The organism is Streptomyces sp. NPDC002328 (genome assembly GCF_042890065.1).
In the GTDB taxonomy this organism is placed as follows: domain Bacteria; phylum Actinomycetota; class Actinomycetes; order Streptomycetales; family Streptomycetaceae; genus Streptomyces.
The window spans coordinates 353080-372868 of record NZ_JBIARQ010000004.1; the positions used below are offsets into that span (position 1 = coordinate 353080).

The 19789-nt window shown below is 74.3% G+C and carries 17 protein-coding genes; 5 read left to right on the forward strand and 12 right to left on the reverse strand.

Annotation, left to right across the window (positions count from 1 at the left end):
- A partial coding sequence (locus tag ACFYX4_RS14040) for an NAD(P)/FAD-dependent oxidoreductase (RefSeq protein ID WP_389331149.1) occupies window positions 1-1716 on the reverse strand: 1716 nt, incomplete at its 3' end.
- A gap of 185 nt (window positions 1717-1901) precedes the next feature.
- On the opposite strand from ACFYX4_RS14040, the gene ACFYX4_RS14045 reads away from it, so the two are divergent.
- Entirely contained in the window at window positions 1902-2855 is a 954-nt protein-coding gene (locus ACFYX4_RS14045) for an LLM class F420-dependent oxidoreductase (RefSeq protein WP_389331152.1), read from the forward strand.
- 45 nt (window positions 2856-2900) lie between these two features.
- Here ACFYX4_RS14045 and ACFYX4_RS14050 read toward each other — a convergent pair whose 3' ends face one another.
- Window positions 2901-3353 carry a phage holin family protein gene (locus ACFYX4_RS14050; protein WP_389331155.1) on the reverse strand — a complete coding sequence of 151 codons (453 nt, stop codon included), beginning with the start codon at window positions 3351-3353 and terminating at the stop codon, window positions 2901-2903.
- 83 nt (window positions 3354-3436) lie between these two features.
- Here ACFYX4_RS14050 and ACFYX4_RS14055 point away from each other — a divergent pair, with 83 nt between their 5' ends.
- Window positions 3437-3787: a VOC family protein gene (locus ACFYX4_RS14055; RefSeq protein WP_389331158.1), complete on the forward strand. Its 351-nt coding sequence runs from the start codon at window positions 3437-3439 to the stop codon at window positions 3785-3787.
- Between the two features lie 46 nt (window positions 3788-3833).
- Here the strand turns inward: ACFYX4_RS14055 and ACFYX4_RS14060 are convergent, their stop codons facing one another.
- The 6 genes from ACFYX4_RS14060 to ACFYX4_RS14085 form a co-directional block, all read right to left on the reverse strand.
- On the reverse strand, window positions 3834-4739 hold the full coding sequence (locus tag ACFYX4_RS14060; RefSeq protein ID WP_389331161.1) for an arginase family protein: 906 nt from the start codon (window positions 4737-4739) through the stop codon (window positions 3834-3836).
- Between the two features lie 33 nt (window positions 4740-4772).
- Window positions 4773-5330 carry a GNAT family N-acetyltransferase gene (locus ACFYX4_RS14065; protein ID WP_389331164.1) on the reverse strand — a complete coding sequence of 186 codons (558 nt, stop codon included), beginning with the start codon at window positions 5328-5330 and terminating at the stop codon, window positions 4773-4775.
- 72 nt (window positions 5331-5402) lie between these two features.
- On the reverse strand, window positions 5403-6344 hold the full coding sequence (locus ACFYX4_RS14070; RefSeq protein ID WP_389331168.1) for an LD-carboxypeptidase: 942 nt from the start codon (window positions 6342-6344) through the stop codon (window positions 5403-5405).
- Window positions 6341-8293 carry a S9 family peptidase gene (locus tag ACFYX4_RS14075; protein WP_389331172.1) on the reverse strand — a complete coding sequence of 651 codons (1953 nt, stop codon included), beginning with the start codon at window positions 8291-8293 and terminating at the stop codon, window positions 6341-6343. The genes ACFYX4_RS14070 and ACFYX4_RS14075 overlap by 4 nt, the downstream gene beginning before the upstream one ends.
- 16 nt (window positions 8294-8309) lie before the next feature.
- On the reverse strand, window positions 8310-9614 hold the full coding sequence (locus ACFYX4_RS14080) for a M20/M25/M40 family metallo-hydrolase (RefSeq protein ID WP_389331174.1): 1305 nt from the start codon (window positions 9612-9614) through the stop codon (window positions 8310-8312).
- Window positions 9615-9622: 8 nt separating this feature from the next.
- Window positions 9623-10456, reverse strand: a complete 834-nt coding sequence (locus tag ACFYX4_RS14085) for a M55 family metallopeptidase (RefSeq protein ID WP_389331177.1) — start codon at window positions 10454-10456, stop codon at window positions 9623-9625.
- A gap of 169 nt (window positions 10457-10625) precedes the next feature.
- Between ACFYX4_RS14085 and ACFYX4_RS14090 the strand changes: the two genes are divergently transcribed.
- Window positions 10626-11513, forward strand: a complete 888-nt coding sequence (locus tag ACFYX4_RS14090) for a sigma factor (protein ID WP_389331180.1) — start codon at window positions 10626-10628, stop codon at window positions 11511-11513.
- A 615-nt stretch (window positions 11514-12128) separates the two neighbouring features.
- Here the strand turns inward: ACFYX4_RS14090 and ACFYX4_RS14095 are convergent.
- The 4 genes from ACFYX4_RS14095 to ACFYX4_RS14110 all read right to left on the reverse strand — a co-directional run bounded on the left by ACFYX4_RS14095 (window position 12129) and on the right by ACFYX4_RS14110 (window position 16703).
- Window positions 12129-12470 carry a DoxX family protein gene (locus ACFYX4_RS14095; protein WP_389331183.1) on the reverse strand — a complete coding sequence of 114 codons (342 nt, stop codon included), beginning with the start codon at window positions 12468-12470 and terminating at the stop codon, window positions 12129-12131.
- A gap of 102 nt (window positions 12471-12572) precedes the next feature.
- Window positions 12573-13298, reverse strand: a complete 726-nt coding sequence (locus tag ACFYX4_RS14100; RefSeq protein ID WP_389331186.1) for a methyltransferase domain-containing protein — start codon at window positions 13296-13298, stop codon at window positions 12573-12575.
- A gap of 76 nt (window positions 13299-13374) precedes the next feature.
- Window positions 13375-15966: a SpoIIE family protein phosphatase gene (locus ACFYX4_RS14105; protein ID WP_389331189.1), complete on the reverse strand. Its 2592-nt coding sequence runs from the start codon at window positions 15964-15966 to the stop codon at window positions 13375-13377.
- A 293-nt stretch (window positions 15967-16259) separates the two neighbouring features.
- Window positions 16260-16703, reverse strand: a complete 444-nt coding sequence (locus ACFYX4_RS14110) for an SRPBCC family protein (RefSeq protein ID WP_389331192.1) — start codon at window positions 16701-16703, stop codon at window positions 16260-16262.
- 170 nt (window positions 16704-16873) lie between these two features.
- Here ACFYX4_RS14110 and ACFYX4_RS14115 point away from each other — a divergent pair, with 170 nt between their 5' ends.
- Together ACFYX4_RS14115 and ACFYX4_RS14120 are read left to right on the forward strand one after the other, a co-directional pair.
- Window positions 16874-17917 (forward strand): Rv2578c family radical SAM protein, encoded by a 1044-nt coding sequence (locus tag ACFYX4_RS14115; protein ID WP_389331195.1) that lies wholly within the window; start codon window positions 16874-16876, stop codon window positions 17915-17917.
- 133 nt (window positions 17918-18050) lie between these two features.
- Window positions 18051-19664 carry an alpha/beta hydrolase gene (locus tag ACFYX4_RS14120; RefSeq protein WP_389331198.1) on the forward strand — a complete coding sequence of 538 codons (1614 nt, stop codon included), beginning with the start codon at window positions 18051-18053 and terminating at the stop codon, window positions 19662-19664.
- The last annotated feature ends 125 nt before the right edge of the window (window positions 19665-19789 follow it).

Here is a 19789-nt window from a genome sequence, read left to right on the forward strand (position 1 = left end):
CGGCGTCGGAGACGTGATCGTCCGGGACGTGTCCTCGCCCCCGCCGCCGCCCACGGCGCTCTCGACAGCCGACCCGCCAGCCGCGTCAGGCTCCGGATCCACGCCGTGCCGCGCACGCTCACTCCGCACCGGCTCCGGCGTCGGAGACGTGATCGTCCGGGACGTGTCCTCACCGCCGCCCCCGCCCGCGGCGCTCTCGACGGCCGACCCGTCAGCCGGATCCGGCTCCGGATCCACGCGACGCCGCGCGGGCTCGGTCCGCACCGGTTCCGGCGTCGGAGACGTGATCGTCCGGGAGGTGTCCTCGCCCCCGCCGCCGCCCCTGGCCCGTTGGCCGCCGCCGTACGCGGGGTCGCCGGGGGCTGCCGGGCCGTGCTCGGAGCCCGACGTGGCCGCTCGGTGCCGTCCGGTGCCGTCGGGCGCCCGGACCAGTTCCGGCGAAGCCGCGTCCAGGGGCACGGCCCAGGAGCGGACCAGGCCCAACTGGACTCCCTGGCGCGGCAGTACGGCGTCCAGCAGCCAGTCGGCGGCGACCCGGACGCGGTTGCCGGGCATCGCGGCGAGGTGGTAGCCGCGGGTGACCAGGCCGGCCGGCAGCCCGGAGAGATGGACGCCGAGCGGATTGGCGGCGGCCTTGACCCCGCCGAGGTCGACGACGAAGCCCATGTCCTTGTGCCGGTAGGGCCGCAGCTCGCCGCCGGTCAGCGAGGCGGCGATGTTGTGCGCGGCGACCCTGCCCTGCCGCCAGGCGTGCTGCGCGGTCATCGGCGTGTACTGGCCGGGCTTCTCCAGATCGGGCACGGCGGCCGCGTCACCGCACGCGAACACCTCGGGCCGGCCCGGGACTTGGAGACTGGGCTCGACGAGGAGCCGGCCGCGCTCCAGGGGCAGTCCGAGGGACTCGGCGAGCGGGTCGGGCCGTACGCCCACGCACCACACCAGGGTGCGGGTGTCGACGGTCTCGCCGTCGGTCAGCAGGACCCCGTCCCGGGTGGCCTCCTTCACGGAGGCGCCCATCCGGACCTCGACGCCCCGCTGTCGCAGCACGCTGTCGGCGGTGCGCGAGAGCCGCTCGTCCAGTTCGGGCAGGACGCGGTCGGCGATGTCGAGGAGCAGCCAGCGTGGCCGCATGCCCTCGCGCAGAGGGTGGGAGCGCACCAGCGCGTCGGTGAACAGCTGCCCCTGCGCGGCGACTTCGGTGCCGGTGTAGCCGGCGCCGACCACCACGAACGTGCAGCGCGCGGCGCACTCCTCGGGGTCGTCGGCGTTGGCGGCCAGCTCCACCTGGCGGGTGACGTGGTCGCGCAGGTAGAGCGCCTCGGGCAGGCCGCGGAAGCCGTGCGCGTGCTCGGCGACCCCGGGGATGGGCAGCAGCTTGTTGACGCTGCCGGCGGCGAGCACCAGCCGGTCGTAGGAGAGCGTGCCCGGCTCGCCCTCCGGGTCGGTGTAGTGGACGGCGCGTCCGTCGAGGTCGACGCGGCCGGCCTCGCCGAGCACCAGCCGTACGTCCGGCAGGGTGCCGGTCAGGGAGACGGTCACCCGGCGCGGTTCGAGGATGCCGGCGGCCACCTGCGGCAGCAGCGGCAGGTAGAGGAAGTAGTCGGTCGGGTTGAGCAGGGTGATGTCGGCCCGGCCCCGGGCGGCCCGCGCCAGGGTGCGGGCCGTCCGGTATCCGGCGAAACCGGCTCCGACGATCACGATGCGGGGTCGACTCACGGTTCGCCTCCGGCGGTATGTGTCGTGCGAGGGTTTCCGCGTCCCCCTGGGCAGGGCGGTCAAACACCGGCCGGGCGCGGCGCACGCCCGCCGGCCGGTGCGGGCGGGCCGCGGTTTCCCGGTCGGGCGCCGGGTACCCGGACGGGCGACCCACCCGCCCGCGGCACACCAGCGGAGGTACCCCCATGCCCGAGTACGGCTATTTCCTGGCCACCGAGGAGCACAGTCCCGCCGAGCTGATCGAGCAAGCGCGCATGGCCGAGCAGGCCGGATTCCAGGCACTGTGGATCTCCGACCACTACCACCCGTGGAACGACGCGCAGGGCCAGAGCGCGTTCGTCTGGTCGGTGATCGGCGCGCTGTCGGAGGCGGTGTCGCTGCCCATCGAGACGGCTGTCACCTGTCCGACGGTGCGGATGCACCCGGCGGTGGTGGCGCAGGCCGCCGCGACGAGCGCGGTGCTGACGAACGGTCGTTTCCGGCTGGGCGTCGGCTCGGGCGAGGCGCTCAACGAGCACATCCTCGGGGACGCCTGGCCGCCCACGCAGGTGCGTCTGGAGATGCTGGAGGAGGCGATCCAGATCATGCGCCGGCTGTTCACCGGCGAGGAGGTCAGCCACCACGGCACCCACTACACGGTGGAGAACGCCCGCCTCTACACCGTCCCCGACGAGCCGGTGCCGATCGACATCTCCGGCTTCGGCCCGAAGGCGACGGCGCTCGCCTCGCGTGTCGGCGACGGCTACATCACGATGATGCCGGAGGAGCCGATGGTGGAGCAGTTCCGCAAGGGCGGGGGCGGCGGGAAGCTCGTCAGCGGCGGCACGAAGGTCTGCTACGGCACGGACCGCGACGAGGCGGTGCGTACGGCGCACCGGCTATGGGCGAACGAGCTGCTGCCCGGCGAGATGGGCCAGATCCTGCCCACGCCTAGCCACTTCGAGCAGTTGCAGCCGCTGGTCACCGAGGACATGGTGCGCGAGAGCCGGGTGTGCGGCGACGACGTCGACGAACACGTCTCGGCGCTCAAGGAGTTCGCCGACGCCGGCTTCGACCGGGTCTACGTCAACCAGATCGGCCCGGACCAGCGGGGCTTCTTCGACTTCTACCGCACGAAGGTGCTGCCGCAACTGCCGTGAGGGCGCGGGTTCAGCCGCGGGTGCGGCGTCACAACCGGTGTGGCGTCACGCCCGGTGCGGCGAGGCGTCGGGGCTCGCGCCGTCCTGCCGCGGGACCTCGGGCGGGGTGGACGGCATCGGCGGGACGGACATGCCCAGACCGCCGGCGGGCGTGCTCACGGGCGGGGCGGAGAGCCCGGCCCCGGCGTGGTCCGGGTGGCCGGGGCGGTGCGGGCGGGCGGCGCCGCGCAGCACGTACGCCAGCACGCCGAGCACGGCCGCGGTGATCAGCGCGGCGGCCCAGTCGGGCAGCACGATGGCGAGCGCCAGCCCCGCGGCGAGTGCGACGGCCGCGCCCGCGTACAGGGCGAGCGCCCCGGACGCGGCGTACAGCACGGCCGTACGGCGCTGCTTGCGGGTCTGCTCGCGCACCTCCTCGCGGATGGTCTCGCGGGCCACCTGCGCCAGTTCGTCGACGAGGTGCTTGTCCAGATGCTCCAGATGCTCCAAGCGCTCCATCCCGTTCGGGTACCCGGGGTGACGGGGGCGTAACGCCCCGCCCGGACTCCCCCGGTCCGCTCGCCCCAACTAGGCTCGTCCGCATGGAGATTCTCGCTACCACACTGCGTGTCTGCGTCGACGACCTGGAGGCCGCCGTCCCCTTCTACGAGCGGCTCGCGGGCGCCCCGGCGCTGCGTTTCGAGCGCGCCGGGGTGCAGGTCGCGGCGGTCGGCTGCTTCCTGCTGATGAGCGGGCCCGAGGCCGAGTTGGAGGTGCTGCGCAAGGTGGCGGCGACGATCGCCGTCTCGGACGTCGACGAGGCGTACAAGACCCTCACGGAGCTGGGCGCGGACGTCCTGGCGGGCCCGGTGGCGACGCCGGTGGGCCGCAACCTGGTCGCGCGGCACCCGGACGGCGTGGTGTACGAGTACGTCGACCGCCGCCAGGCCTGACGACCGACGCAAGGTTGACGGCCAACGCGGGGGCTGACGACCGCCGTCAGCGTTCACGGTCGCCGCAGGCGGCGACGACGATGTCGGTGAGGAGTGCGCCCGCCGTGCCCTCAGGGTCCAGATCGGGGTCGTAGATGGTGACGTTGAGGCCGGCGCAGCCGGGAGAGGCGACCAACGGCCGCAGCAGCTCGACGAGTTCGTCCGGGAGCAGTCCGTCGGGGTCGGGGCTGTCGACGGCGGGCATCACGCTCGGGTCCAGCACGTCGGCGTCCAAGTGCACCCAGAAGCCGTCCAGTTGGGGGATCTCGAAGGCCTCGGCGGTGGCCCGGCCGAGCGCCTCCGCGCCCCACTCGCGCAGTTCGCCGACGGTGACCACGGGCATCTTCAGCGCGACGAGTTCGGCGCGGTCGTCGGCGAACTCGTCGCGGATGCCGAAGAACCGCACGTCCTCGTCGCGCAGATAGGGGCCGAGGCCCTCCAGGTCGGTCAGGTCGTCCTGGCCACGCCCGGTGGCGAGCGCCACCTCCTCGCCGCCGGCCGCGCCGACCCCGTCGGAGTTCCCCGGGTGCCGGAAGTCGGGCGAGGCGTCGACGGCGGCCAGCCCGTAGCGGCCGATGCGGCGCAGCGCGAGGGAGGAGCCGAGGCCGATCGAGCAGTCGCCGCCGAGGACGACGGGGAAGTCACCTGCGCGCACATGCCGTTCGATCCGGTCGGCGAGGCGGCGGGTGTAGGCGGCGAGGGCGGTCGCGTTGAAGACGCCGTCCCCTTCCCGCCAGTCGCCGCGGTCGTAGCGTGGCGGGACGACGACCCCGCCCTCCAGGGCGCCCAGCCGCTGGACGATCCGGTGTTCACGGAGCGCGCCGGCGAGTTTGTAGCAGCCGGGGACGGTTCCCGGGGCGGGCGGGCGCAGGCCCAGGTTGGAAGGGGCGTCGAGCACGACGAGATTACGCATGCGAGGCATCCTCGCCGACGGCGGGCCGGGGCTTCAACGGCTTTGCGGCGTCCGCATCTCGGCGGTGAGCGCCCAGCGTTGGTGGTCCCGCCAGTCGCCGTCGATGTAGATCATCTTCGGGGAGAAGCCCTCCAGGCGGAAGCCGCAGCTTTGGGCGAGGGCGATCGAGGCGGCGTTGCCGGGCTGCACGTTGATCTCCAGCCGGTGCAGTCGCATCGGCCCGAAGGCGTGCCCCACGACGAGGTCGAGCCCCTCGCGCATCAGCCCGCGCCCGGCCGCGTGCGCGAAGGCGCCGTAGCCCAGCGCCCCGTTCCGGAACGCGCCCTCGACGATGTTGTTGATGTTGATGAACCCGGCGATGGCCCCGTCGTCCTTGGCGCACACGAGGAAGCCGGCCTTCGTCGGGTCCTGGATGAGCAGTCCCGCGTACGCGGTGTACGCCTCGGGGGTGGCCGGCGGGAACAGCCAGGGGTGGTGCAGGTCCTTGCTCTCGCGGACCCGGGCGGTGAACTCGGCCCCGTCCGCGTAGGTGAAGTGGCGTATGCCCACGCGGGGGCCCTCGGCGAGGTAGCGCGATGCGGTGTGCGGCATCCGGCCAGGGTACGCAGACGGCGGGGGCGGTCGACCGCGAGCGGTCAGCGCAGAGCGGTCAGCGCAGGGCGTTCAGCGCAGGGCGGGCTCGTCCAGGGTCAGGGTGCCGGCGTCCGCGTCCAGCTCGGCGCGCACGCCGAACGGCACGGTCAGCGCCCCCTCGCAGTGCCCGAAGCCCAGCTCCTCGACGACGGGCACCCCGAGCCCGCCGAGCCGGTCGGCGAAGACCGGGCGCAGCTCCTCGTACGGCCCGCAGGACTCCCAGGAGCCGAGCGCGACGCCGGCGACGCCGTCGAGCCAGCCGGTGCGCAGCAGCTGGGTGAGGGCGCGGTCCACGCCGTAGGGCCGCTCCCCCACGTCCTCCAGCAGGAGCAGCCCGCCGCGCGCGCCGGCCCGGGTGTGCGGGGTGCCGTAGCCGGTGGCGAGCAGGGTGAGGCAGCCGCCGAGGGTGACGCCGCGGGCCCGGCCGGGGGCGAGGGCGGTGCCGGCGGAGGTGAGGCTGCGGACGGTCTCCGGGGCGAACAGGGTGGCCCTGAGGTGGTCCTGCGCGCGGGCGTTCTTGATGAGGTCGACGCCGGCGGCGACGGGCCCGTACAGGGTGACCAGGCCCAGGCGGACGGCGAACGCCTCGTGCAGGGCGGTGCTGTCGCTGAAGCCGACGAACACCTTCGGCCCGGCCGCCCGCATCGCGTCCCAGTCGAGCAGGTCGACCACACGCTGCGCGCCGTAGCCGCCGCGGGCGCACAGCACGGCGTCGACGGTCGGGTCGCACCAGGCGCGCTGGAGGTCGGCGGCCCGGTCGGCGTCGTCGCCCGCGAGATGGCCGAGCGTGGCATGCCGGTCGAGCACATGGGGTGCGGGGACGGGGTCGAGGTCCCAGCCGCGCAGGACGTCGAGCCCGGCTTGCAGCCGCTCCTCCGCGACGGGTCCGCTGGGGGCGACGACCGCCACCCGGGCGCCGGGGGCGAGCCGGGCGGGCCGTACGAGGTCCGTCGCGGAGGCGGCGTCGTTCACTTCCTGAGCTCCAGTCGCGGAATGCCGGGCGGGCGCAGCCCGAACACCTGAGCGTACAGGGAGAGCTCGGCCTCCAGCGCGCGCACCATCGTCTCCGCCCGCCGGAACCCGTGCCCCTCCCCCTCGAAGGCGAGGTAGGCGTGCGGCACCCGGCGGCCGGCGATGCGCTCCAGGAGGCGTTCGGCCTGGGCGGGCGGGCAGATCACGTCGTCCAGGCCCTGGAGCAGCAGGAACGGCACGGTGATCCGGTCGGCGTGCTCGACGGGCGAGCGTTCGGCGTACCGGGCGGGCACGTCGGCGAGCGGGCCGACGAGGGTGTCGAGGTAGCGGGACTCGAAGTCGTGGGTCTCGCCGGTCGCCCAGGCCGCGAGGTCGAGGACGGGGTAGACGATCGTGCCGCAGGCGTAGACGTCGGTCCCGGTGAGGGAGGCGGCGGCGGTCCAGCCGCCCGCGCTGCCGCCGCGGATCGCCAGCCGGTCCCGGTCGGCGGTGCCCTCGGCGGCGAGGGCGAGGGCGACGGCCGCGCAGTCCTCGACGTCGACCACGCCCCACTGCTCGCGCAGCCGGTCGCGGTACTCCCGCCCGTAGCCGGTCGACCCGCCGTAGTCGACCTCGGCGACGCCGATGCCGCGGGAGGTGAAGTAGGCGATCTCCAGGTCCAGCACGAGCGGGGAGCGGTCGGTGGGCCCGCCGTGCGCACTGATGACGTACGGCGGCAGCTCCGCGCCCGGGGCGACGCACCCGGGGTTGTGGGGCGGGTACACGTGCGCGTGGACGTCGCGGCCGTCGGGGCCGGTGAAGGTGCGGAGCTGCGGTTCGGGGTAGTAGGCGGGGTCCACGGTGTCGTCGTGCGGGGCGCCGATCACCCGGGCCCGGCCGGTCCGGGTGTCGAGCTCCACCACCTCGTAGGCGCTGCGCGGGCTGGCGCCGACGGCGACGACGCGTTCGCCGTGCACGGCGAGGGTGGACGCGAACTCCGTCCACGGGCCGGCCACGTCGACGACCTCCCCGCTCTCCGGGTCGAGGACGCCGAGCGCGGCGGCGCCCCGGCCGTGCACGACGGCGACGAGGCCGCCCTCCAGCGGGGCGAACCAGCGGTGGCCGAGCTTCCACAGGGGCCCGGCGAACTCCTCCTCGCGCGGGCAGACGGGCCGGTGGTCGCGGTGGACGTTCCACCAGCCGGAGCGGTCGCTGGTGTAGAGCAGGGAGCCGTCCGAGGCCCAGTCGACCTGGGCGATCGACTCCTCCGGCCCGCCGGCGACCACCCGGCCGCCGCCGAGCCCGCCGTCCGGCCCGATCTCCGCGACGACGACGTCCGTGCCGTCCCACGGCATCCGCGGGTGGTCCCATGCGAGCCACGCGGCCCGCCGCCCGTCCGGCGAGATACGCGCCCCGGTGACGAACCGCCGCCGGTCGTCGGTGAGTTCGCGTACGGCGGCCCGGTCCTCGGCGGCCGAGCCGTCCAGCGGGACGGCGGCCAGGACGCGGCGCACGTCGGTGGGCCCGTCGCCGGTGAACTCCTCCAGCACGCACCACACTTCACCCCGGTCGCAGAGCAACTTCGGCTCGGCCCAGCGCAGTCCGCCGCCCACCGGCGACAGCGGGGTCAGCGGCCGGGGTTCGCCGCCCGGCTCCCACGCGTACAGCCGCTGGTCGGCGAAGTGCGCGAACACGATCAGGGGCCGGCCCTCGCGGAGCACGCCGGCCCAGGGCTGCCCGCCGTACTCCATCACCCGGCTGCGCACGTTCCACGGCGCGGGCAGCACGGACTCCTCCGTGCCGTCCGCGCGCAGCCGCACCAGGGTGCGCCGGCCGCCCTCGGCGGGGCGGGGCGCGGTCCACCACACCTCGTCGCCGACGAAGCCGACGTACTCGGGCCGCCCGTCGTGCGAGGCGGCGAGCCGCGCGTCGAGCGGCGAGGGCCAGGAACCGTACGGCAGGATCTGCACGTTCTCCCCCGCTCGCCTAGGCCGTGCGCAGGAAGCGGTCGAGGACGTCGACGCCGAAGTGGAGCGCGTCGACGGGCACCCGCTCGTCGACGCCGTGGAAGAGGGCCTGGTAGTCCAGCCCCTCCGGCAGCCGCAGCGGCGCGAAGCCGTAGCCGGTGATCCCGAGCCGCGAGAACTGCTTGGCGTCCGTGCCGCCGGACATGCAGTACGGCACCACATGCCCCTCGGGCGCGAACTCCTCGACGGCGGCCCGCATCCGCGCGTACGTCGGCGAGTCGACCGGCGCCTGGAGGGCGACCTCGCGGTGCTGGAACTCCCAGTCCACGTCGGGGCCGGTCAGTCGGTCGAGGGTGGTGCGGAACTCGTCCTCGCCGCCGGGGAGATACCGTCCGTCGACGTAGGCGACGGCCTCGCCCGGAATCACGTTGATCTTGTAACCGGCGTCCAGCATGGTCGGGTTGGCGCTGTTGCGGACGGTCGCCTCCACGAGCTTGGCGGCCGGGCCGAGCTTTTCCAGCAGGGCGTCCACGTCGTCGAGGCGGGCCTCGACGCCGTACACGGCGGCGAGTTCGGTGAGCGCGGCCCGCACGGTCGGGGTCAGCCGCAGCGGCCACTCGTGCTCGCCGATCCGGGTGATCGCGGCGGCGAGCCGGGTCACCGCGTTCTCCCGGTTGACCTTGGAGCCGTGCCCGGCCCGTCCGCGCGCGGTCAGCTTCAGCCAGCCGGTGCCGCGCTCGCCCGCCGCGATCGGGTAGATCTCCCGGCCGCCGCCGTCGTGGAAGGTGAACGCGCCGGACTCGCCGACGCCCTCCGTACAGCCCTCGAAGAGATGGGGGTGCTCGTCAGCGAGGAAGCCCGAGCCGTCCTCCGCGCTGGCCTCCTCGTCGGCGGTGAAGGCGATCACCACGTCACGCCGGGGCCGTACGCCCTCGCGGGCCCAGGCGCGGACCACGGCGAGGATCATCGCGTCCATGTTCTTCATGTCGACCGCGCCGCGCCCCCACACCACGCCGTCGCGCACCTCCCCGGAGAAGGGGTGCACGCTCCAGTCCGCGGCCTCGGCGGGCACGACGTCGAGATGACCGTGGACCAGCAGCGCGTCCGCGGACGGGTCGGAGCCCTCGATGCGGGCGACGACGTTGGTCCGGCCCGGGGTGCGCTCCAGCAGGGTCGGTTCCAGACCCGTCTCGGCGAGCAGCGCGGCGGCGTACTCGGCGGCGGGCCGCTCCCGGCAGTCCCCTCCCCCCCGGTTGGTGGTGTCGATGCGGATGAGGTCGGACGTGAACCGCACGACCTCGTCCCTCGCCTGCCCGTCAGCCATGCTGCTCCTCAGCCGTATTGTTCCTCGACCGCCGCCGAGACGACCGTCGTGACCGCCTTGAACGTGCGGATGCCCTCGTACATGGTGCCGCTGGTGTACGCGACCTTGCGCTCCCCGATCCGCGCCACGCCCGGCACCACGGTGGCGGCCATCGCCAGGTGCTCGGCGTCGAACTCCACGGCGACGGTGAACGGCCCCGCCTGCGCCGGTTCCTGACGGACCGCCAGCCGCGCCGCCTCCTTCGCGGCGGCCCGGATGTCGGCGGCGGTGCGGGCCGGGGTCCGGCACACGGCCGCGTAGCGCGACACATGGTCCTTGACCGCCACCTTCAGCGCCTCCGGCGCGTATCCGAGCGCGTCCTCGCAGGCGACGTCGTCGCCCGTCACCAGCACGACGGGTACCCCGTACTCGGCGACCACGTGCGCGTTGAGGAGACCTTCGCTGGCGCGTACGTCGTTCAGCCACACCCCGGTGATGGAGTTGGCGAGGTAGGTGTGGGCGAGGACGCCCTCCGCGCCGGCGCCGGCGTGGTAGCCGACGAAGGCGATGCCGTCGACGTCGCCGTGCTGGACGCCCTCCACCATGGACAGCGACTTGTGCCGTCCGGTGAGCATCTCGGCCCGCTCGTCGAGCTGTTCGAGGAGCAGGTTGCGCATGGTCCAGTGGGCCTCGTTGATCAGGACCTCGTCGGCGCCGCCGTCGAAGAAGCCGCGGACGGCCGCGTCGACGTCCGAGGTGAACAGCGCGCGGCAGCGCTCCCACTGCGGGGTCCCCGGCAGCACGTCGGCCGGCCAGGTGACGCCGGTGGCGCCCTCCATGTCGGCGCTGATCAGGATCTTCACGCTCGGTCCCGTCCTCTCCTGAAAGCCCCCTGAGCTTAACGGTCCGCCTCCCCCGCCACCGGGGGCGGCTCGGGGCGGTGGTGATCCGGGCGGGAATCTCTGCTCTGATCTTCACCGCGGCCCGCGTCCCGCAGGCTGCGGGGCACTCACCACGAACGGGGATCCGACCATGACCACGCTCACCCTCCCGCCCGAACGCTTCGAGGCCGACCGGCCGCGTCTGCGGGCCGTCGCCCACCGCATGCTGGGCTCGCTCGCCGAGGCCGACGACGCCGTCCAGGAGACCTGGCTGCGGGCGTCCGGGGCCGACATCGCCGAGGTGCGGAACGTCACCGCCTGGCTGACCACGGTGGTGGGCCGGGTCAGCCTGAACATGCTGCGCTCGCGCCGGACGCGGCGCGAGGAGCCGCTGGACGCGTACGACGCCGGGGCGGGGGCGGGCGGCGACCCCGCGGAGGAGGCGCTGCTGGCCGACTCCGTCGGCGTGGCGCTGCTGGTCGTCCTGGACACGCTGGGGCCGGACGAGCGGCTGGCGTTCGTCCTGCACGACCTGTTCGCGGTGCCGTTCGACGCCATCGCCCCGCTGGTCGAGCGCACCCCGGCCGCGACCCGGCAGCTCGCCGGCCGCGCCCGTCGGCGGGTCAGGGGCACGGCCCCGGCGCCGCCCGGCGACACGGCCCGGCAGCGGCAGGTCGTGGACGCGTTCCTCGCCGCGACGCGCGGCGGCGACTTCGACGCGCTGCTCGCGCTGCTGCATCCGGACGTGGTCCTCACCGCCGACCGTTTCGTCGTCCCGACGCCGCATCCGATCGAGGTCAACGGCGCCCGCCCGGTCGCGGAGGGCGCGATGGCGGCGACCGCCCGCGCCGCCTTCACCGGCCCCGCCCTGCTGGACGGCCACCCCGGCCTGGTGATGGCCCCCCACGGCCGACTCCGCCTGGCCCTCCTCTTCACGATCACGACCGACGGAATCACCCACATCGAGATCATCGCCGACCACGACCGCCTGACCGGGCTCGAGGTGACGGTCCTGGACGGGGCGGTGTCCGACGAGTAGGTGGCTGACGGGGCGGTGCCCGCCGGGGGGTGCCTGACGGGGCGGTGCCCGGCGGGGGGTGCCTGACGGGGCGGTGCCCGGCGGGCAGGTGGCTGACGGGGCAGCGCCCGGCGGGCAGGTGGCTGACGGGGCAGCGCCCGGCGGGCAGGTGGCTGACGGGGCAGCGCCCGGCGGGCAGGTGCTCGACACGGAGGCACCCGGCGGGAGACGCGCGGCTGGAAGGTCCCCGGCACCTGAGGGGCGGCCGGGGAGGGGGCCACGCAGGGCCGCCAGGCCGCCAGGCCGCCAGGCCGCAGGGCCGCAGGGCCGCCAGGCCGCCAGGCCGCCAGGCCGCAGGGCCGCAGGGCCGCCAGGCCGCCAGGCCGCCAGGCCGCAGGGCCGCCAGGCCGCCAGGCCGCCAGGCCGCCAGGCCGCAGGGCCGCCAGGCCGCCAGGCCGCCAGGCCGCAGGGCCGCCAGGCCGCAGGGCCGCCAGGCCGCCAGGCCGCCAGGCCGCCAGGCCGCCAGGCCGCCAGGCCGCCAGGGCCGCAGGGCCGCGAGGCCGCAGTGACCGGGGGCCCGGTCACTGCGGTCTCGTGGGGCCGTGGGGCCGTGGGGCCGGGTCGGGGGCGTGGGGGTCAGGACCACAGGATGAGCGATGCCGCCGCCGGTGCTCCGTAGATCAGCGGGAACGGTACGTGGGAGAACCAGCGGGCCCGCAGTACGGTGATCGCGGCGCCGAGGAAGTACAGGACCAGGCCGGCCGCGGCCAGCACGCCGAGTACGGGCACGAGCAGGCCGGCCAGCAGGCCGACCGCGCCGGCGGCCTTCGCCGCGCCGAGCCACGGCCACCAGGCGCGCGGCACGCCGTAGTCGGCGAGCGGCTTCACGGTCCACTCGGCGGACAGGAGCAGCGATCCGGCCGAGAACCCGGCCATGACGGCTCCCAGGACGGTGACGACGACGTAGGCAGTGGACATGTCGGTGCTCCTCATCGGGGTGGGCCTGCTTGCTTCCACCCCCCTGACACGGCGCGCCACGCGCGTGTGACAGGTCCGGGCCGATCTGCGGTGTGACCGTGCTCACACCGCGCGGCCCGCCAGCAGCCATCTGGACGGCAGCTCGATCCGGGTGCCGTCGGGCGCGAACTCGGTGGTGACGAGCGGGAGTTCGCCCGAGGCGAGGACCGTGAGTCCGGCGACCGCGAGATACACGGGCACGGCGTCGTCGGCGACCTCGCCGGGGGCGATGCCGTGGCTCAGGACGGGCGCGAGCTTCGGGGGCGGCCCCCCGGGACCGCCGGCCAGACCGGCGAGGACGGGCCGGGCGGCCTCCGACAGCTCGACGAGGAAGGCCCGGCCCCGGTCACCGAGGAGAGCGGCGATGCCGTCCACGAGCGGCTGCCGGTCGTCGGGCTCGCACTGGTGCAGCACGCCCCTCATGTACACGTTGGCGTCGCCGAGTTCGGCGTGCAGCGCCTCGGCCTCGCCCGCGGTCGCCGCGTCCAGCCGCCGGTACGCCGCCCGCCCGGCGGGATCGGCGTGCCGGGCGTGGTCGAGGGCGGCGGCGGCCAGGTCGACGCCGATCACCTGCGGGAAGCGGTCGGCGAGGAAACGGGTCTGGGTGCCGTTGCCGCAGCCGAGGTCCACCAACGGCAGCCCCGCGTCGAGGAGTCGGGGCTCGAAGAAGGCGAGGTGATGGGCGGCGGTCACCGCCGGGTCCGCGTCCCAGAACACACCGCCCGGCGTCCGCGGCGCCTCCCGCCAGAAGCCCTCCCAGGCGTCGCGGTACCGACTCGTCACGCTCATCCCCAACTCCCCTTTGTGCGACGGCGTACGGAACGCGCCGCTGATCAACGCCCCGGCGGCTCGAAGGCCCCGCGGCTCAACGCCCCGGCAGCGTCAGCTCGAACCGGACGGACTTCCCGGCGGCCGTACGGCTGGAGCCCCACTCCCGGGCCAGCGCGCTCACCACGCGCAGCCCGCGCCCGAACTCGTCGCCGGGGCCCGCGCTGAGCAGCGTCGGCAGTTCGTGGTCGTCGTCGTCCACCTCGCACAGCAGAGTGTCGCCGCGCACCAGACGAAGCGTGACGGGCCGGCTGTGCGAGTGCCGCAGGGCGTTGGAGACCAGCTCCGAGGCCATCAGCTCGGCGGAGTCGGCCAGTTGGGGCAGACCCCAGGCGTGGAGCCGCTCGCGGACAGCGGCGCGGGCCCGGCCGGCCTCGGCCGGGTCGAGCGCGAGGCGCCACTCGGCGACGTCGGAGGGCGCGATGCCGTTGAGGCGGGCCATGAGCAGCGCCACGTCGTCCTTGCGGCCGCCGCGGCCCGCCGCCGAGAAGCTCGCGGCCAGAGCCCGGATCACGGTGTCGCAGGCGTCGTCCATGGAGGCGGCCGGGTGGGCGGCGGACTCGCACAGCGTGGCCAGCCCCGCACCGATGTCCGCGCCGCGCACCTCGACCAGCCCGTCGGTGCACATCACGAGCCGGTCGCCGGGCTCCACGCGCACGCGTACGGCCTCGAAGGGCACCCCGCCGACGCCGATCGGCGCGCCCGTGGGCAGGTCTAGCAGCTCGCTGCGGCCGTCGGCGGCCCTGACCAGCACCGGCGGGATGTGGCCCGCGTTGGCGAGGTGCAGTTCGTTCGCGATCGGGTCGTAGACGGCGTACAGGCAGGTGGCGAGATAGGTGTCGCCGAGGCGCTGGGCGAGGTCGTCGAGGTTGCGCAGGAGCTGGGCGGGCGGCAGGTCGAGGGCGGCCATGGTCTGCACCGCCGTCCGTAACTGGCCCATCATGGCTGCCGAGTTGAGGCCGTGGCCCATGACGTCGCCGACGACGAGGGCGGTGCGGGCGCCGGGCAGCTTCACCGAGTCGAACCAGTCGCCGCCGACGCGTCCGAGCAGCGTGCCGGGCAGATAGCGGGTGGCGATGTCGCAGCCCGCCATCCGCGGCGGGATCTGCGGCAGCATGCTGTCCTGGAGCGTCTCGGCGACGTTCTCCTGGTACGTGTACATGCGCGCGTTGTCGAGCACGAGCCCGGCGCGCGCGGCGAGTTCGGCCCCGGTGACCCGGTCCATGTCGTTGAACTCGGCGCGCTCGGGATGCCGCAGCAGGATGATGAAGCCGAGGACGACGTCACGGGCCTTGAGCGGGACGACGAGCATCGAGCGGCCGGTGATGAGCGGCCGGATGTCGCGCTTGTCGAACTGGGAGGCGATGGCGTGGCCCGCCTGCTCGCTGATGCGCGGCACGAGGACGGGCTCGCCGGTGGTCATGCACTGGAAGAACGGCGTGTGCGCCGGGAAGGGCATGGCCTCGCCGACGGGCACGACGTCGTCCCAGCGGCCGGGTTCGTCGGTGTGCTCGACGGCCACCCGGTGCCACATGGTCGTCGTGTCGGGCACGCCCTCGGGGAACCCCTCCCCCGCGACGACCTGTTCGCGCAGATAGGTGCCGGCGACGTCGGTGAAGCGGGGCACGACGGCCTTGCTGACCTCGACGACGGTGCGGGAGAGATCGAGGGAGGTGCCGATCCTGCCGCTGACCTCGTTGAGGAATTCGAGCCGTTCGCGGACGGCGGCGTACTCCAGGTCCTCGCCCTCGTCGTCGGGGTCGGCCGGTAAGGAGCGGCCGACGGCGGCGGCGCGGGCGGCCCGCTCCCGGCGCGCCCTGCGCTCCACGCGCCGGGCCACGCCCCAGTCCGGGGTGACCGGAACCCGGTCGTTCTGGCTGAACTCGATGACGGGATAGCCGAGTTCGAGGACCTGGGAGACGATCCGGGCGCTCTCGCCGACGCTCATGCTGGGCAGGATGTCGGGGAGCCGGCGGGCGAGTTCCTCGGCGCCGGGAAAGTCGGTGTGGAGCGCGAAGGCGGGCGCGATGCGCTCGACACCCCGCCGCTCCGACCGCCACCGCCCCTCCAGCGACCCGTCCTCCTCCGGCATTCCCAGCCGGTGCAGGGCCTCCGCGTCGGCGGCCAGTACCAGCAGCCGCTCGCGCCCCGGGCCGACGAGCGGGTACGCCCACCACAGGACGTCGACCCGGTGACTCCCCCACTCCGCGGGCCGCGGGACCCCCGGCTCGCTGCTCACGGGCACGGTCAGCCGGGCCCGTCCGGCGGCCGGGTAGCTCAGACCGGCGTCGAGGGAGGCGTCCAGCCCGGGACCGAGCCCGTCGGCGTCCGTGTAGTCGGCGTAGTCGGCGTAGTCGGCACAGGTTGCGTGGCCCGCGTACGGCAGGTCCTCGTCCACCTCGGGGAGGGCGCCGGAGACGGGGAGCAGGTCGATCGCGGGCCGGCCGATCGCCTCGTCCTTCGCGACGCCGAAGAGCCGGCGGGCGCCGGTGCTCCAGTGGGAGACGAGACCGCCGCGGTCGACGACGACCACGGCGAGCGGGACGCGTCCGGCGTCCGAGGGACCGGCCGGTGGACCGGTGTCGGCTCCGCGGCCGGGAGGTGCGTCCCACTCGGTGCCATGGTCCATGGCCCAGGCCCTCTCTCCCCCGGAGCTGCGCAAGATCTGTTCCGAAGCCACCACCGTACGGCGCACTCCGCTCGGGATGTGCGGCATTTCTGGAATTGGTTTCACTCCGGCGCGGCCAGGGAACGCCCCCGCCCGGCCCGACGCCGGATCCGGTGCGACGCCGCAGGTCACGCGCGCGATGGCGGGGGCGCGGGAAACGACGGCGACGGCCGAGAACCACCGGGTCCTCGGCCGTCGCCGACGTACGTCGCTGCCGTACGGCGCCCTGCCTCGCGGCGCCTACTTCGCCATGTCTACTTCTCGACCTCGGCGGCGAGGTTGGCGAGGATCGCGTCGTAGATCCGGCCGAGGCCCTTGGGCGCGAAGGTCTTCTCGAAGAAGCCGCCGATGCCGCCGGCGCCGGTCCAGGTGGTGGTCACGACGACGCGGGACTTGCCCTCGCCGGCCGGGGTGACGCGCCAGACGGTGACCATCGAGGAGTTGCGGTCCTTCTCGACGAGCTCGCCGTCGGTGGGCTCGGTGACCTCCAGGAGGCAGTCACGGACGCGCTTGCTGGTGGCCTGGAGCTTCCAGTGCACGAGGGTGCCCTCGCCGTCGCCGCCCTCGCGCACCTCGTACTCGCTGAAGTGCTCGGGCAGCAGCTTCCCGCGGCTGCCGCTGTAGTCGGCGATCGTGTCGAACACCGTCTCCGGGTCCGCGGCGACGACCCGCTCCGTGGTGGCTTCGACCTGCGCCATGGGTTCCTCCAGGTCCTTGTTGCTCAGGGCTGAACAGGGGTTCCTCAGCTTCGGGGCAAAGCCAACCACCCCCGTCCCCGGCCGCCAAATCGGGGCCGCGGAGGCGGTCCCGGAGCACGATCATGGGAACACATGTTCTATTGTGGGGGCAGTGCTACCGAGGAGGCGTCATGCGCTGGGAGAACCTCACCGTGGAGTCCCGCCACGACCGCACGGCGGACGCCGCCCTGTTCGGCGCGGACGCGGTCACGACCAGGACGTTCGACACGCCGGAGTTCCGCGGGATCACCTTCCACGAGATCCGCGCCCGTTCGATCCTCAACCGGGTGCCGGGCGCGTCCCGCATGCCGTTCGAATGGACGGTGAACCCCTACCGGGGCTGCACGCACGCGTGCGTGTACTGCTTCGCCCGCAAGACGCACAGCTATCTGGACCTGGACACCGGGATCGGTTTCGACACGCAGATCGTCGTCAAGGTGAACGCGCCGGATCTGCTGCGCCGCCAACTGGCCTCGCCGCGCTGGCACGGCGACCACGTCGCGATGGGCACCAACGTCGACTGCTACCAGCGCGCGGAGGGCCGCTACCGGCTGATGCCGGGCATCCTCTCCGCGCTGCGCGACCACGCGAACCCCTTCTCGATCCTGACCAAGGGCACGCTGATCCTGCGCGACCTCGACCTGCTGCGGCAGGCGGCGGACGTGACCGACGTCGGCGTCTCCGTCTCGGTCGGCTTCGTCGACACCGAGCTGTGGCGCACCGTCGAGCCGGGCACACCGGCCCCGGAACGGCGTCTGGACGTCGTACGGACCCTCGCCGAGCACGGCATCGGCTGCGGGGTGCTGATGGCGCCGGTGATCCCGTTCCTGGGCGACGAACCGGCCCAACTGCGGGCCACCGTACGGGCGATCGCCGAGGCCGGCGCGACCTCCGTCACCCCGCTGGCGCTGCATCTGCGCCCCGGCGCCCGTGAGTGGTTCATGGCCTGGCTCGGCCGGCACCACCCGCACCTGGTGCGCCGCTACGAGCGGCTGTACGCGGACGGGGCGTACGCGCCGAAGTGGTACCAGCGGCGGATCACCCGTCAGGTCCACGATCTGGCGGAGGAGTACGGCATCGGCCCCGCGCGCGCGGGCATGCCGCGCCGGCTCCGCCCGCCGGAGCCCGCGGAGGAGCCGGAGCGGTCAGGACCCACTCAACTCACCCTGATCTGAGCGCGTTCGAGGGCATCCGGCGACCCGATCGGGTCAAGAATCGCCGGAACGGGTTCCCGTGATCTCCCTTTCCGGGACGATGCGCCGAAGGCCGTGACCCACGCGGCCGTCGACCTCCGTCCTGGGAGGACCCATGAGAAAACGCGCAGCCGTGCTGTGCGGCGCCGCCGCCGTGGTGGCCGGGACGATCACCGCCGTGCCCGCCGACGCCAGCCCCTCACCCACCGTGCGGGCCGCCCCGGCCGCGCAGGCCGCCCCCGCCGCGCACGCCGCCCCCACCGCGAGGCTCGGCTGGGAGAAGTGCGGCACCACCGACTACCCGACGCTCCAGTGCGCGTCCCTCAAGGTGCCGCTCGACCACGCGAGACCGCAGGGCGAGCAGATCACGATCGCGCTGTCCCGCGTCCCGCACACCGCGCGGAAGTACCAGGGCCCGCTGCTGGTCAACCCGGGCGGCCCCGGCGGCAGCGGACTGACCCTCGCCGGGTTCGTCGCGTCCTCGCTGCCGAAGGCGGTGGCCGCGCAGTACGACGTCATCGGCTTCGACCCGCGCGGGGTGGGCAAGAGCACGCCCGCGCTGAACTGCCGGCCGGGCCACTTCGGCCCGGTCCGCCCGGACCCGGTGCCCACGACGGCCGCGATCGAGAGCGCCAACCTCAAACGCGCCAAGGACTTCGCCACGGCCTGCGGGAAGAAGTACGCGCGCGTGCTGCCGTACATCAACACGCTCAGCTCCGTACGGGACATGGAGGCGATCCGCCGCGCTCTCGGCGCGCCGAAGCTGAACTACTTCGGGTACTCGTACGGCACCTACCTGGGCGCGGTCTACGGCAAGCTCTACCCGCAGCGGGTGCGGCGCCTCGTACTCGACTCGATCGTCGACCCCACCGGCGTCTGGTACGGGGACAACCTCGCGCAGGACCACGCCTTCGAGGACCGCCACCGCGCCCTGATGGCCTGGATCGCCAAGTACGACGCCACCTACAAGCTCGGCACCGATCCCGCGAGGATCGAGGCCGAGTGGTACGCGATGCGGGCGGAGTTGGCGAAGAAGCCGGCCGGCGGCAAGGTGGGCGCCGCGGAGTTGGAGGACACGTTCCTGCCCGGCGGCTACTACAACGGCTACTGGCCCTATCTCGCCGAGGCGTTCGCCGCGTACGTCAACGGCAAGGACGCCGATCCGCTGGTCGAGGCGTACGAGAACTTCGCCGCGGTCGACGCCTCGGGCGACAACGGGTACAGCGTCTACACCTCGGTGCAGTGCCGTGACGCGTCCTGGCCGCGCCACTGGAGCCGGTGGCGCGCGGACCACTGGGCGGCCTACGGCAAGGCGCCGTTCATGACCTGGAACAACGCCTGGTACAACGCACCGTGCGCGTTCTGGCCGACCCGCTCGCTGGGTCCGGTGAACATCATGAACGGCGAGCTGCCGCCGGTCCTGCTGTTCCAGGCGACGGGCGACGCGGCGACGCCGTACGAGGGCGGCGCGACGGTCCACGCGCTGCTGCGCGGGTCGAGCTTCGTCGTGGAGGAGGGCGGCGGCAACCACGGCGTCACGCTGAGCGGCAACACCTGCCTGGACAAGCACCTCGCGGCCTATCTGACCGACGGCACCGTGCCGCGCGGCACCGGAAGCGTCGACGCGGCGTGCGAGGCGCTGCCCGACCCCGAGCCGCTGAACTCGAAGGCGGCGTCGCGCACGGCCCGCGGCTCGACGCTGCACGGGCTGCTCGGCTTCCGCGGCTGACCGCACCGGGCCGCCCCGGCCGCCCCGGCCGGCGCGGCCGGCGCGGCCGGCGCGGCCGGCGCGGCCCGGTGCGGCCCAATGCGGCGGCCCCGTCGGGGGCGTTGTCAGACCCATGGTCCAGGATG

Excerpts from the sequence above, each read along its gene's own strand:
- ACFYX4_RS14045 (WP_389331152.1), top strand. The coding sequence starts at position 1,902 with ATGCCCGAGTACGGCTATTTCCTGGCCACCGAGGAGCACAGTCCCGCC.
- ACFYX4_RS14050 (WP_389331155.1), bottom strand. The coding sequence starts at position 3,353 with ATGGAGCGCTTGGAGCATCTGGAGCATCTGGACAAGCACCTCGTCGAC.
- ACFYX4_RS14055 (WP_389331158.1), top strand. The coding sequence starts at position 3,437 with ATGGAGATTCTCGCTACCACACTGCGTGTCTGCGTCGACGACCTGGAG.
- ACFYX4_RS14060 (WP_389331161.1), bottom strand. The coding sequence starts at position 4,739 with ATGCGTAATCTCGTCGTGCTCGACGCCCCTTCCAACCTGGGCCTGCGC.
- ACFYX4_RS14065 (WP_389331164.1), bottom strand. The coding sequence starts at position 5,330 with ATGCCGCACACCGCATCGCGCTACCTCGCCGAGGGCCCCCGCGTGGGC.
- ACFYX4_RS14080 (WP_389331174.1), bottom strand. The coding sequence starts at position 9,614 with ATGGCTGACGGGCAGGCGAGGGACGAGGTCGTGCGGTTCACGTCCGAC.
- ACFYX4_RS14090 (WP_389331180.1), top strand. The coding sequence starts at position 10,626 with ATGACCACGCTCACCCTCCCGCCCGAACGCTTCGAGGCCGACCGGCCG.
- ACFYX4_RS14095 (WP_389331183.1), bottom strand. The coding sequence starts at position 12,470 with ATGTCCACTGCCTACGTCGTCGTCACCGTCCTGGGAGCCGTCATGGCC.
- ACFYX4_RS14100 (WP_389331186.1), bottom strand. The coding sequence starts at position 13,298 with ATGAGCGTGACGAGTCGGTACCGCGACGCCTGGGAGGGCTTCTGGCGG.
- ACFYX4_RS14105 (WP_389331189.1), bottom strand. The coding sequence starts at position 15,966 with ATGGACCATGGCACCGAGTGGGACGCACCTCCCGGCCGCGGAGCCGAC.
- ACFYX4_RS14110 (WP_389331192.1), bottom strand. The coding sequence starts at position 16,703 with ATGGCGCAGGTCGAAGCCACCACGGAGCGGGTCGTCGCCGCGGACCCG.
- ACFYX4_RS14115 (WP_389331195.1), top strand. The coding sequence starts at position 16,874 with ATGCGCTGGGAGAACCTCACCGTGGAGTCCCGCCACGACCGCACGGCG.
- ACFYX4_RS14120 (WP_389331198.1), top strand. The coding sequence starts at position 18,051 with ATGAGAAAACGCGCAGCCGTGCTGTGCGGCGCCGCCGCCGTGGTGGCC.